Source organism: Halorubrum sp. DM2, assembly GCF_901686465.1.
GTDB lineage: Archaea > Halobacteriota > Halobacteria > Halobacteriales > Haloferacaceae > Halorubrum.
On the sequence record NZ_LR594487.1, the window covers coordinates 2,658,402 to 2,671,073 of the forward strand.

Consider the following 12,672-nt stretch of genomic DNA (forward strand, 5'->3'; position numbering starts at 1 on the left):
CGCCGTTTCAAAAGCGTCGTGATTCGGATCCGGGTCGGACGGCGGTCGGTTTCGCTCCGCAATCAGGCGTGGGCCGACCGGAACTCGCCGTGTTTCACGCCGAGCGCGAACGCGACCGCTCCGAAGACGAGCATCGACGGCACGACCATCATCAGCGTCGTCTGAAGGGGCATCATTCCGGCACCGATCAGGCCGCCAGCGCCGATCGCGACGATCAGTACGAGTATCGCTGCCGCGCGCGGAAGGTCGAATTCCATGGGGTTCGTACGCCGCGAGTGATGCTAAACGTTCGGTCCGCGGCGCGACCGCCGCGACGGCTCACGCTTCGATGATCTCGTCGTCCTCGTCGTCGGGGATCCGGATCTCGCCGTCGAGCGAGACGGTCGTTTGCCCGCCGACGCGGACCCCATCCGACTCGATGCGGACCCGGACGTACCCCGGGCGGTTGAGGAAGTGGCCCTGTTCGAAGCGGAGTTCGTCCGGCTCGTCCCCGTCGAACGCGTCGACGTGCCGGAGGTATCCCCCGACCGCGCCGCTCGCGGTGCCCGTGACCGGGTCCTCCGAGATCCCGAGCGACGGGACGAACGCCCGGCCGTGGAGCGTCGAGTCGCCTTCGAGCGTGTCGAAGGTGAACGCGTACACGCCCGCGACGTCGAACTCCTCGGAGAGGCGCTCGATCGCCTCGTCGTCCGGGTCGGCCTCGCCGAGCCGTTCGAGGAAGTTCACGGGGACGACGAGGAACGGAAGCCCGGTCGATGCGACCGCGACGGGGAGGTCCGCGCCCACGTCGCGCAGCGCGGCGGGGTCGATCCCGAGCGCGTCCGCGACCCGACCGAGGTCGACGTCGACGACCTCCACGCTCGGTGCCTGCTGTCGCATCCAGACGGTCCCGTCGTCGTCGACCGCGACGATGAGGTCGCCGACGTTCGTGCGGAGCGTGCGCTCGCCCCCGTCGATAGCCCCCTCGGCGAACAGCGCCCCGTACGTCGCAATCGTGGCGTGCCCGCAGAGGTCGACCTCCGTAGTCGGCGAGAAGTAGCGGAGCCGGTCGTCGACCGGCTCCCCGCCGTCGACCGTGTTGACCGCCTCCCCGCCCTCGGTCGTCTCGTCCCCGTCGGTGCGGAACGCCGTCTCCGAGGCACCGAGTTCGGCGGCGACTGCGGCCATCTGGTCGTCGCTCAGTCCCTCGGCGTCGAGGAGGACGCCGGCGGCGTTCCCGGCCAGCGGCTCCGCGGCGAACGCGTCGACGAGCAGCGCGCGTCGGGTCTCCATGTCGACCCCTCGGCGAGTCACGGACAAAAAGCCTCCCGAGCGAGTCGGCGGTGCGCGGATCGGACCCGTCGCGTCCCGCCGTCAGTCAGTCCTCTCGGCGGCGGACCACGTCTCCGAACTCGAACCGCGCGCCGCCGCCGTCCGCGGCGGTGGCCCGCACGGTCCACCCGTGGGCCTCGGCCACCGCCTTGACGATGCCGAGTCCGAACCCTGTCCCCTCTCGACTCGTCGTGTACCCCGTCTCGAAGACCCGCTCGCGGTCGGCCTCCGGGATCCCCGGCCCGTCGTCGGCGACGTAGAGGACGTCGTCGTCCCAGCCGACCGTGACGGTCGGGGCGTCGCCGGCGTGTTCCACGCCGTTACGAAACAGGTTCTCGAACAGCGTCCGGACCCGGGAAGCGTCGCCGACGACGGTCCCGAGCGCCGCCGCGTCCAGCGTCGCGTCGCCGGTCGCGGTCGTCGTCCACGCCTCATCGACCACGCAGTCGAGGTCGACGGCCTCCGCGTCGACGACGCGCTCGCCGAGCCGGGCGAACGAGAGCGCGTCCGCAATCAGCTCTTCCATCCGACGGAGCGCCTTCGCCGTCGTGTCGAGCCGCTCGTCGTCGACCGACTCCCGGACCAGATCCACGTTGCCCGCTGCGATGTTGAGCGGGCTTCGGAGGTCGTGGCTCACGACGCTCGCGAACTGGTCGAGGCGGTCGCGCTCGCGGCGCATCTCCGCCTGGGTCTCCCGGCGCTCTAACTCGTACCCGACCCAGCGAGCCATCAGGTCGACCAGCGTCGCCTCCCACTCGGAGAACGGGACCGGTCGGTCCTCGCGGTCGTAGAAACAGAACGTCCCGTACACGTCGCCGTCGACGACCACGGGCGCGCCGACGTAACAGGAGATGCCCTGCTGGACGAACCCGGCGCGCGCGGACAGGTCCGGGTCCGACGCGATGTCGTGTACCTGAAGCGAGGCCTCCGTCGACACCACGCGCTCGCAGTTGGTCGCCGACAGGTCGACCACCGCGCCCGCCTCGAACGATCCGGTCGCGTCGTCGGCGATCTCGACGACGTACCGGTTCCCCTGAACGTGCGAGAGCAGCCCCGACTCCGCGCCGAGGACGTCGCGTCCGAGCCCGAGCAGCTTCTCGACCTTCCCCTCGAACGGGTCGTCCTTCGCCGAGATGATCTCGTAGAGCCGGCGCATCACCCGCTCCCGGCGCTCTATCTCCTCTCGCTCTTCGACCGCCTCGGTGACGTCGCGGAAGTACACCGAGACGCCGGTCGGGGACGGGTAGATCCGCGCTTCGAACCAGCTGGCGGCCGGCTCGTAGTACGTCTGTGCCTCGGTCGGATCGCCGGTCTCCCGGGCGCGCTCGAAGGCGGCCTCGAACTCGGTCCCCGCCGCGTTCGGGAACGCCTCCCAGAGGCTCGTCCCGACGAGCGCGTCCGCGTCGACCGATTTGTCGCCCGCCTCGTCGCCCGACACCGCGTCGTCGCCCCGGGTCTCTGTCCCGTCTGCTCCGCGTCCGCGCCCGTCGACCGTACCGGCGAGCGCGGCCGCCTGCGCGTTGAGGTACGTGATGGCGTCGTCGCCGTCGACGGCGATGAACCCGTCCGCCATCCGATCGAGGATCTCGGCTCGGTCCTCGCCGAACGCGTGCGACTGCGACTCCGACCGGTAGGCCGCCACCGCGCTGCCGATCCGCTCCGCGAGCGTCTCGGTGACGCTCTCGTCGTCCCCCAGCGATTCCCCCTTCCGGAGGTAGCCGGTCGCGTCGGCGTTGACGGCGGCGGCCGCGACCTGCTCGCTGCCCGCTCCGGTGACGAGGAACACGGGAAGCGCTTGGTCGCGTTCGCGGACGCGACGGAGGACGCCGAGTCCGCTCGTCGCGCCGTCGACCCCGGCGTCAACTCCGCATTCTCCCCCGTCGATGTCGTACTCGGTGACGACGCAGTCGTACGGTTCGGTCTCCACGGCGGTTACGGCGGCGGCGTGGCCGCGGACGCGAGACATCATCGCGGCTCCCGAGGCCCGATCGAGCGCGTCGCTCAGCGCGTCGGCGAACCGGTCGTCGCCGTCCGCGAGCAGCACCCGCACGGGCTCCGGGGTCATCGTTCGCACCTCCCGCCGAATCCACTTGTGTATGTGGGTCCGGCGGCGGCGTTCGACGGGTCGGACGACCGCACCCGCGTCCGGGCCGCTCGCCCCTCGCTCTCGCCCGCCGATGTCAATCCTTTTGCCTCCGACCGCGGATAGGGGGGTATGGGCCTCTTCGACCGGCTGCGAGGGAGTGACACCCCGCGCGTGGCGTTCATCGGGATCGACGGCCTCTCGTACCGGCTGGTCGCCGACAACCCGGAGACGTTCCCGACGCTGTCGGCGATCGCGGACGGCGGCGGGGGAGGCGGTATCGACAGCATTCTCCCGGCGGAGTCGAGCGCGTGCTGGCCGAGCCTCACGACGGGCAAGAACCCGGGCGAGACGGGCGTGTACGGCTTCCAAGACCGCGAGGTCGGCTCCTACGACACGTACGTGCCGATGGGGCGCGACGTCCAGGCCCCGCGGGTGTGGGACCGCGCGACCGACGCGGGACTCGACGCGACCGTGCTGAACGTCCCCGTCACGTTTCCGCCGCAGCGGACCGTCCAGCGGATGGTCTCGGGCTACCTCTCGCCCGACCTCGACGCGGCCGCTCACCCCGAGGAACTCCGCGAGTACCTCACCGGCAGCGACTACCGGCTGTCGGTCAACGCGAAGCTCGGCCACAAGGCGGACAAGACGGCGTTCCTGAAACACGCCCGCGAGACCCTCGACGCCCGCGCCGCGGCGTTCGAGCGGTACGTCGAGCGCGACGACTGGGACCTCTTCGTCGGCGTCTTCACCGCCCCCGACCGCGTCAACCACTTCCTGTGGAGCGACTACGAGGACGGCGGGACGTACCGCGAGGAACTGCTCGACTTCCACGCCGCGCTCGACGAGCACATCGGCTCGATCCGCGAGGCGCTCCCGAACGATGTCACGCTCGTCGTCGGCTCCACGCACGGGTTCACCCGACTCGACTACGACGTCTACTGTAACGAGTGGCTCGAACGCGAGGGGTGGCTCTCCTACGAGGACGACGACCACGACGCGCTCGCCGACATCGACGACGACGCCCGCGCGTACTCGCTCGTCCCCGGCCGCTTCTATCTCAACGTCGAGGGGCGCGAGCCCAACGGCGTCGTCCCCGAGCCGGAGTACGAGGAGACGCGCGCCGAACTCCGCGAGGCGCTGGAGTCGTGGACCGGTCCCGACGGGAACCCGGTCGCCGACCGCGTCGTTGACCGCGAGACCGCGTTCCGGGGCGACCACGCCGCTATCGCGCCCGACCTCGTCGTCGTGCCGAACGACGGGTTCGACCTCAAGGCCGGCTTCCGCCCGAACGACGGCGTGTTCGACGCCGACGGGCCGCGGACCGGGATGCACGCCTTCGGCGATGCCGCGCTGTTCGTCGACCACCCCGACGCGGCCGTCAGGGACGCGGACCTCCTCGACGTCGCGCCTACCCTCCTCAAACTGCTCGACATCGACTACGGGCGCACCGACTTCGACGGGGCCAGCCTCGTCTGAGTCGCGCCCACGACGCGGCCAGTCTCGTCCGAGTCTTGGTCGGACGACGCGTCGGTCCGACCGAATTGAAGTGTATCCGCCGCCACCCGGTCCCATGGAGCGCACCCCCGACGGAACCCCCGTCGGCGTCGACGACCCGTACGAGGTCGCCGGCGTCTGCGACCGCCTCACCGACGACGGCCGATGCCGCTTCGCGCTGACCCGAGCGAGTGACGACCCCGAGTTCTCGGCCGACCGCCGTGCCGAGGGCTACGACTGTCACGTCGGTGCCGACGGCGAGTGGCGCGCGTGTCCCCACTACCGATCGACGACCGACGCAAAGGCGTGCGTTCGGTGCGGTATAGGGGACGTGCGGTTGGCTCACGAGAACGCCCGCCCGCTCGTGGAGGAACACCACCTCTCGTACGACGGCGACGACGCGCACGAGATCACCGTCGGCCTGTGTCGCTGGTGTCACGCGAAGGTCCACGGGTCGGTCGCGCGGATCGACGACGACGCGAGTCCGGATCCCGAGGCGATCGCGGAGCGAGAGACGCGTAAGGCGCGACAGCAGGAAGAACTCTCCTTCGGGACCGCCGCCGAGCGAGTCGACGACGACTCCTGATCACGTGTCGACGCGGCACGGCCTCGGCGTCACCCGTCGAACGAACCGCTCGGCGTCACCCGTCGAACGGGTCAGAGAATTCCTGGCGGACGAAGTAGCGGACGTAGTTCCCGTATGTGCGGTCGCCGGGGTTGTCGGCGACCTGCTCGTACCGCACGTCGCCGTCGCCGTCGACCACGTACGTCGCGGCGATCCCGGTGACGCCCCGCTCGGTCTCCTCCGTCCCGCTGTACCGGTCCGCGACCTCGCCGTCCGGGTCCGCGAGTAACTGGATGTCCAGGCCGTACCGGTCGCGCATCTCGGTGAGCGGACCGATCGGGTCGGTCACGACCGGGAGCACGTCCACGCCGTCGTTGAACCAGAGGTCGTACGAGACCTCGCTGAACGTCTGGAGCTGTTCCGCACAGAAGCTACACCAGTGACCGCGGTTGATCAACACGACCGTCGGCCCGTCCGCCAGGGTCTCGGACAGCGTGACGGTCTCGCCGGACGTGGATTCGAGCGTGAAGTCGGGCGCGTGCGAGTGTTCGAGTGACACGATTCCGATCCGCCGCGGTCCCATTTCACTCCGGCGTGGACTGGCGGCGACCGCGCACAGTCGGCCAGACGGTTCCGCCTGGGGCCGGACGCGGGCTGGACCGGGTGCGCGACGCCGACCGACTCAGGCGTCCGAGGTCGGGCGGATCAGGTTCGCGAGCACGACGAGCAGCCCGAGGAACCAGCCGAGCGGCACCGAAATGCCGAGCCACATCAGGACGTACCCCAACCCGGGCAGTCCCCACTGTTCGCCGAACGTCTCCAGGTCGAACGCGCCGCGGAGGACCTCGTTGATCCCGCCGACCGAGAGGAACGTGTCGAGGATCCACCGCGCGAGTTCGTAGCTCGGCGGGAGGATCAGCTCCTCTAAGGTGGGAGTGACGAGCGCGGCCACGACGGGCGGTAAGAACAGCGCCGTCATCGCGAACGGGTACGCGAGGAGGACGCTGACGAACCGGCCGCCGAGCTTCGAGAAGCCGGCGGCGAGGGCAGCCGAGACGACCGCCACCGTACTCGCCGCGCCGACCGCGATCACCGCGTCGAAGGGAAGCTGGAGGTGTGTGATCACCGTGAGCGTCCCCCAGGCGACCGCGGAGACGAGCACGGTACCCGCGATTCCGATGCGGGTGACCGCCGAGTCGAGCTTCGCCGCGTAGTAGCGCGTGGCGAACCCGACGAGCAGCAGGGGGTACGCGACCGCCACGAGCGGCGCACCGAGCACCGCCCAGAGGTAATAGCCGATCGACTGGACGGCGCTTTCGGGCTTCCACTTTCCTAGGACCGCGCTCGGGTCGAGCTGTCGTGGGAAGACAATCTCCATCCACGTCTCGTGGAGGCGAACGACATCTAAGAAGAGGGCTTCCACCAGCCCTGTTTGTCCTCGGCGTTCCATTTGCCTCACGTCGCGTGCGCCACGACGTGAACTTTGTGCCTTCGGCTGCGGCGTTCTCGGGACCGATATCCGCGCCGATAGTCTTAAAGAAGCGTACTGACCTACGTACTCGTATGAACCGACGTGGGCTGCTCGCGGCACTCGCCGCGTCGACCTCGGTCGCCGTCGCCGGGTGCGCCGGCCAAGACCAGAACCTCGACCTCAACGCGGAGCCGGCACGGATTCCCGAGAGCGCGTACGCAGACGGGTTCTCCGGTCAGGAGCCGGAATCGTTCTCTATCGATCGGGAGTTCAACGCCACCGGCGTGAACGTAGAGGTGTCGGCGACGACGTGGGTCGCCCAGTACACCAACGACGAGATCGGGTCGGCGCTGTTCGTGGCGAGCACCCCGAACGAGTCGGTTGCCGGACAGTCGGTCAACCCGCTCGTCAGAGTCGAGGGCGCGGAGCTCATCCGACGGCTCCTCGACCAGATCGACCAGCAGGGGATCGGCGGCAACGGGACCGAGATCCAAACGGACGACATCGAGGAGGCCGGCGAAGAGACACAGACTATTCTGGGCGAAGAGACCACCGTCTCGATCCTCGAAACGACCGTCAGCGCGGACGTCAACGACGCCAGCAACCAAAGTGGTTCCGTCGAGGATGTTCCCGTCCTCGTCTACATCGCCACCGTTCAGGACGGCGATGACGTCATCGTGACAGTCGGCGTCCACCCGCAGGAAATCGATCAGTCTGAACAGCTGCTCTCGATGATGAGATCGATCGAACACTAACCGCCTCGGCGACTTCCCCGGCAGCCCCTTCCTCGCACTTCTGCGTTACGGAGAATCAAGGAGAAAGCCCCGCCCTTCAGGGCGGGGATGAATCCGATAATTGACTACACAAACTGCCGACGATAGCATAGCCTGATATTCCGATAGATATTTAATAGGGCGTACTCAGTTACAAATGTAATGGTCACGGTGACTGTCACCGCGAAGTTCCACAACCCATCTCTCTCACGGCGGAGGGAGTGGCAACATGCCTCTCGACTCTACCGTGACACCAAACAGTTCTGTATCGACGGATGGGAGAACGGCGACTTCGGCAAATCCGTGACCACAGCCAGCATCGACAACGACCTTTACTCGGCCATTCAAAACCAAGCCATCCGAGAGGCGAAATCCGACCACAGCAAGGATGGAGCGGTTCGCTACCGAGAGAGTCAGCCGTTCGCCGTCAACAACCAGAACTGGGAGATCGACACCACCGAGAATGGCTCGGTTGTCGTCGGGTTCCCGTGCGTCTCCCAATGGTGGTACACGCCTATCGAAGTGTACGACGACATTGTCGACCCCGTAGACCGACTGGTCGAGGGGGACGCTGACAAGACCCGTCTACAGATCTATCGTCGCGGCGACGACTGGTACTGTACGTTCAACATCGAATACGACGCCGACACGTCGGGTGAGACCCCCATCGGTATCGATATCGGTGAGCGTCACATCCTCGCTGCGACTGCCTACGGTGAGGACGAGTCGATGCTGGTGTCGGGTGGTGAGGCGAAGTACGTTCGACGCAAATATCGTTCCCTACGCGATTCGCTTTCGGAAGCGGGTGCGCTTCGCGCACGCAACCGCGTGGGTGACAAAGAACAGCGTCGAATCAAAGACCTGAATCATAAACTCTCCCGTCGCCTCATCACGTTCGCGGAACAATTCGAGAACCCTGTCATTCGGATGGAAGACCTCGAAGGCATCCGCGAGAACAGTTCGTGGTCGGGCGTTCACTCGTGGCATTTCCACCAACTCCAACAGTTCATCACGTACAAGGCCGAATACGCTGGTATTCGTGTCGAGAAGGTCGATGCGTATCACACCAGTCAGAAGTGTTCGGTCTGTGGTTCGATGGGAACCCGTGATGGGGACCACTTTTCGTGTTCGGAGTGCGGTCGCGGACGCCACGCCGACCTGAACGCTTCGGAGAACATCGCACAACGGGAGGGAGAACCATGTACGGCCTAACACCTCAGGTGAGGCGAACCGTGCTACCTCGCTGGCTGAAAAACCAGTCGTCATTGACGCCCGCAGATTGCGGGGAGGAAGGCCCCATTGACAGGGCTGTACGCGCTGGAAAGCACACCGTTGGTCACAACTCGGTGGCGACCTTCGACGGGTCACGCGGAAGCGTACTTGAACCCCGAGGAAACGCGCAACCTGAATATCCCCTTCGGGGAATCCTCGCGCTTTAGCGCGGGGAGGATGTCAACTCGCGGCTGAGAACCTAATACTTGCGTATCTTTTCGACGGACGGGCTATCATCCTGCGATTATTCTCTCGATCGGAAGCTTTCGGCTCCGTAAGTCACTTATAAGCGATCGGCCCGAGTGAGATATCCCGCGGTGTGACAAGCGGCGCTTCGCGGGCACCGGGTCAACCCTCTCGACCCCGCGTTGCCCCGAGAGCGACTGCTCTGGCATTCGTGGCTCCTTCGCTATGATCCGGATGCGATCGCTTCGATGGGTGTCGGTCGGTATTGTTGTCTGCTTTGTGATCGGTTCCGTTGTAATACTAATAAACTCAGGGACAATCGTGGCATCTGGCATAGTATTTAACGTAGATAGCGTAAGTAATCTTGACGTGGGGACAGATGAAGAGCAAGTAGTTTCCAATATTGAAGTGGCTCAGACTAGTGGTCCTGTCAAAGTTCATGTGGGAGATCTCGTTGCTTCCGGAGCGCAACTGGATCACAATGAGACCTCATACCGAATTACATCCGACAAAGAGACAAAGAATTCTGGAGTGTACATAGAGGAACCAAATAGTTCAGATGCAACGATTGTCATCGCCAACTCCGTAATTCCAAAATCCGGACTATTTGACCTCTATATCGATAATATCGATACGACAAGTGTTAGTCTATATAAGAGAAACGGATCGAAAATAAATCGGGAAATTTCTTATACCGCCAGAGAAGGTGGAATGGGAAGATCTGCCGAATTCAAAATTTCTTCTCCACTGTCTATTAACGTTAAAACCGGGGCATATGACGAGACAACGGAATCAATTCTGTATAACTACTCTGTTAATAACAGATTAAAATTTAATTCTTCTGTAACAATTTGGGAGAAAAATCATGATGGTAGTGTTGGACGAAAAATTGGAACCGTGGATTTACCCCGTGAAAACATATCTCTCAGCGGTACGGATATCAGGGGTGAAACGGATGTTCTTATTGGTATACATTCTCCGCAGAATAAGGATGGATCCGACACAATATACGCCGTGGACACAGCAACAATTAATATTTCAGTACCTGCTCAACTTGTAGGAGGTCCGTTCCACCTTAGCAAAACTCAAACTGGAAGCGACCACAATGGCACACTTCTATTTGAATTTAATACAGACATATCTGAATCACAAGGCCAGATCCGTGTTCGATTTTTAGATAACAATACAACAGAGATCCGACTTAACGACCATAATCAAAAATATAACGTGGAAGATAGCATCTTATATGTAAATATATCAAATCAGTCTGTTATGTCTTCTCCAATTGAACATATCCGAATTGAAAATATTATCTCTAAATCAAATAGTACACCACTCAATAATAGCTATAATTCGCCTACTCGTATCGCTACGATAGTCTCTGATAACGAAAAATATACGATCAATCAGGGCTCGAATATTGGATTCAAATCACAAAATGAAACACAATATCTCCTTTCCAAAGCAGATGGAAGTATTGTCCGAAGAATAAATACAACAGATGTAACCAGAATCTATGAATTTGGTACGGATATGCTTGAGACCGGACATTACTCGTTGAGTTCTAGATCTGAATCTCAAAATACTACGATCGAACTAATTAAACCCAAAATCAATATTGAGGCAACTGATTCAGCAGAAAATTCTCCGATACTGGTACATATTGAGCAGGAGGGGGCAAGCAGTGGAGCAGTTCTTAACGTGACAAATTCAAGTTCTGTGGTATATCGTGATGAGATTCTGTTTGACAGAAATTCTAGTGCTAGCAGATCTATCCCTGTTTCTCAGTCCGGAAATTATAGCGTGACAGTGTATGACCCAAACGCAGGTGTGATCGCTACTCAGGGAGTGGATGTTGTTGAGGCAAAAAAGCCAGAAGTTCTTACTAATTACGGCCAAGAACTATTCAATGGTGGCTATCTTAATTTATCAATCAATTCAACGTATCCTCGATCCTCAGTTTCACTGTCCTCTTCAACTGGTAACATTACCACGCTCAACCTCACGACGACCGATACAGGTCCGACACCTATTACAATCAACACGTACGCGTCGCCGGATTCGCCGTCGGAGTTCGTCACGACGGGGTCCGGTGTCAGCGTCGAGTCGATCACCGGTAACACCGATCCGATCTCACCCGGGACGTACGACGTGACGGTGCGGTCGGAACACGGCACTGCGGCCGCGAACGACACCGCAACGGTCACGATAACGCCGCGGTCGACAACTGATCTCACCGCGTACACCACGCGCGAAGCCGTTCCCGGGGACTTCGAGAACGCGACCGCGGTCCGCGATGCGATCGCCGACGGAACGCTCACGGCGGCGACGACCGCCGGCGCGAACGACACGGTTGTCTACGGCGTGAACGCGACCGGACTGACCGGTCTCCCGGCCGCCGTGAACGCGTCGCTGGACCGCGGCGCAGACCTCGCTCGGCTCGACGGCCTCTCTTTCGGGGTGACCCGGACGAACGCGAGCAAAGCCACCGACCCTACCGAGGGGGATGCGCTCGGACCCGTCCCGAACGAATCGACGGTCCACCTCGACCGCACCGGTCTGTTCTTGGTCGCCGACGGCGAGACCGCGTTCGGTACCGAAACGCCGCCCGCCGACGGCGAGACGTTCGAAGCCGGATTCCGTGTCGACGACGAGCGACTGAACCGGACCGGCGACGACCCGGTGACGACGCGGCTGACGTACGCCGCCGACCCGGTCGACGAACCCGTGACGAACGGGAGCGCGAACGAATCCGACACGCCGGGGTCGACCGAGGCCGACCCGACCGGCTCGGGCGGTCCGGCCGGAACCGGGACCATCGCCGGACCGGGGGCCGGAAACGGTTCCGACGCGGACGACACTTCCGGAGCCCCGGTCGAGTCCGGCGGTTCGGGCGGCTCCGGCAGCTCTGGGGCTTCGGGCGGCTCCAGCAGTTCGGGCGTGCCGGCCGGCGGCTCTCCGAGCGCCGGTGATACCGGCGGCGACGGTTCGGACGCGACCGCTTCGAACGGGAGCGGTCAGGAGGTGGCCAACGGGTCGCGCGGTCCCGATACCGACCGAGCGACGGCCCCTCCGGGAACCGGAATCACGGTCGCACCCGGTCCGTCGGAGATTCCGCCGTCCGCGGGACCGCCGGCACTTTTCGGAGCCGACGGAACGGCGGAGGATGCGGACGATTCCTCGGCGCGAGAGCCGCACGCGGAGACCGATCGACCGGACGCCGACCGGGGATCCGAGAGCGGCTCCGAGGCGGCAGCCGGGAAGACCGAATCGGCCGATACCACCGAACCGAGCGATTCCGACGAGAGCGCCGCGAGAGACCTCGGATACGACGACGCGCCGATCCGGTCGACCGCGTACGACCTCCCCGGGTTCGGTCCCCTCGGCTCGCTCGCGGCGGTGGCGTCCGCGGCGCTCCTCGCTCGCCGTCGCGCATGAGCCGCGAAGAGACCGTCGAACCCTCGACGCGTCGGAACGACGGCGTCGGACGATCCGCCTCCGTCGGCGCTGCCGA

General features: G+C 63.8%; 10 protein-coding genes. 5 read left to right on the top strand and 5 right to left on the bottom strand.

Annotated features, from left to right (window positions below; genetic code table 11):
- Positions 1-62 precede the first annotated feature (62 nt).
- The 3 genes from QOL69_RS13350 to QOL69_RS13360 form a co-directional block, all read right to left on the bottom strand.
- Complete coding sequence (locus tag QOL69_RS13350; protein WP_048077330.1) at positions 63-257, bottom strand: DUF7333 family protein; 195 nt, start codon at positions 255-257, stop codon at positions 63-65.
- 61 nt (positions 258-318) lie between these two features.
- A complete protein-coding gene (locus QOL69_RS13355) occupies positions 319-1,272 on the bottom strand; it encodes a PhzF family protein (protein ID WP_283403555.1) in 954 nt (317 codons plus the stop codon).
- Between the two features lie 85 nt (positions 1,273-1,357).
- Entirely contained in the window at positions 1,358-3,376 is a 2,019-nt protein-coding gene (locus QOL69_RS13360; RefSeq protein WP_283403556.1) for an ATP-binding protein, read from the bottom strand.
- 150 nt (positions 3,377-3,526) lie between these two features.
- Here QOL69_RS13360 and QOL69_RS13365 point away from each other — a divergent pair, with 150 nt between their 5' ends.
- Both QOL69_RS13365 and QOL69_RS13370 read left to right on the top strand, forming a co-directional pair.
- On the top strand, positions 3,527-4,873 hold the full coding sequence (locus QOL69_RS13365; protein ID WP_048077332.1) for an alkaline phosphatase family protein: 1,347 nt from the start codon (positions 3,527-3,529) through the stop codon (positions 4,871-4,873).
- Positions 4,874-4,967: 94 nt separating this feature from the next.
- Positions 4,968-5,477, top strand: coding sequence for a DUF7097 family protein (locus QOL69_RS13370; RefSeq protein WP_283403557.1), 510 nt, complete (start codon positions 4,968-4,970; stop codon positions 5,475-5,477).
- Between the two features lie 55 nt (positions 5,478-5,532).
- Here the strand turns inward: QOL69_RS13370 and QOL69_RS13375 are convergent, their stop codons facing one another.
- Together QOL69_RS13375 and QOL69_RS13380 are read right to left on the bottom strand one after the other, a co-directional pair.
- Positions 5,533-6,015: a peroxiredoxin family protein gene (locus tag QOL69_RS13375; RefSeq protein WP_283403558.1), complete on the bottom strand. Its 483-nt coding sequence runs from the start codon at positions 6,013-6,015 to the stop codon at positions 5,533-5,535.
- A 123-nt stretch (positions 6,016-6,138) separates the two neighbouring features.
- A complete protein-coding gene (locus QOL69_RS13380; RefSeq protein ID WP_283404245.1) occupies positions 6,139-6,879 on the bottom strand; it encodes a hypothetical protein in 741 nt (246 codons plus the stop codon).
- 140 nt (positions 6,880-7,019) lie between these two features.
- Here QOL69_RS13380 and QOL69_RS13385 point away from each other — a divergent pair, with 140 nt between their 5' ends.
- The 3 genes from QOL69_RS13385 to QOL69_RS17280 all read left to right on the top strand — a co-directional run bounded on the left by QOL69_RS13385 (position 7,020) and on the right by QOL69_RS17280 (position 12,596).
- Positions 7,020-7,682, top strand: coding sequence for a DUF6517 family protein (locus tag QOL69_RS13385; protein ID WP_283403559.1), 663 nt, complete (start codon positions 7,020-7,022; stop codon positions 7,680-7,682).
- Between the two features lie 180 nt (positions 7,683-7,862).
- Complete coding sequence (locus QOL69_RS13390; RefSeq protein ID WP_283403560.1) at positions 7,863-8,912, top strand: RNA-guided endonuclease TnpB family protein; 1,050 nt, start codon at positions 7,863-7,865, stop codon at positions 8,910-8,912.
- 615 nt (positions 8,913-9,527) lie between these two features.
- Entirely contained in the window at positions 9,528-12,596 is a 3,069-nt protein-coding gene (locus QOL69_RS17280) for a hypothetical protein (protein ID WP_321169515.1), read from the top strand.
- Positions 12,597-12,672: the final 76 nt, after the last annotated feature.

Excerpts from the sequence above, each read along its gene's own strand:
- QOL69_RS13350 (WP_048077330.1), bottom strand. The coding sequence starts at position 257 with ATGGAATTCGACCTTCCGCGCGCGGCAGCGATACTCGTACTGATCGTC.
- QOL69_RS13355 (WP_283403555.1), bottom strand. The coding sequence starts at position 1,272 with ATGGAGACCCGACGCGCGCTGCTCGTCGACGCGTTCGCCGCGGAGCCG.
- QOL69_RS13360 (WP_283403556.1), bottom strand. The coding sequence starts at position 3,376 with ATGACCCCGGAGCCCGTGCGGGTGCTGCTCGCGGACGGCGACGACCGG.
- QOL69_RS13365 (WP_048077332.1), top strand. The coding sequence starts at position 3,527 with ATGGGCCTCTTCGACCGGCTGCGAGGGAGTGACACCCCGCGCGTGGCG.
- QOL69_RS13370 (WP_283403557.1), top strand. The coding sequence starts at position 4,968 with ATGGAGCGCACCCCCGACGGAACCCCCGTCGGCGTCGACGACCCGTAC.
- QOL69_RS13385 (WP_283403559.1), top strand. The coding sequence starts at position 7,020 with ATGAACCGACGTGGGCTGCTCGCGGCACTCGCCGCGTCGACCTCGGTC.
- QOL69_RS13390 (WP_283403560.1), top strand. The coding sequence starts at position 7,863 with ATGGTCACGGTGACTGTCACCGCGAAGTTCCACAACCCATCTCTCTCA.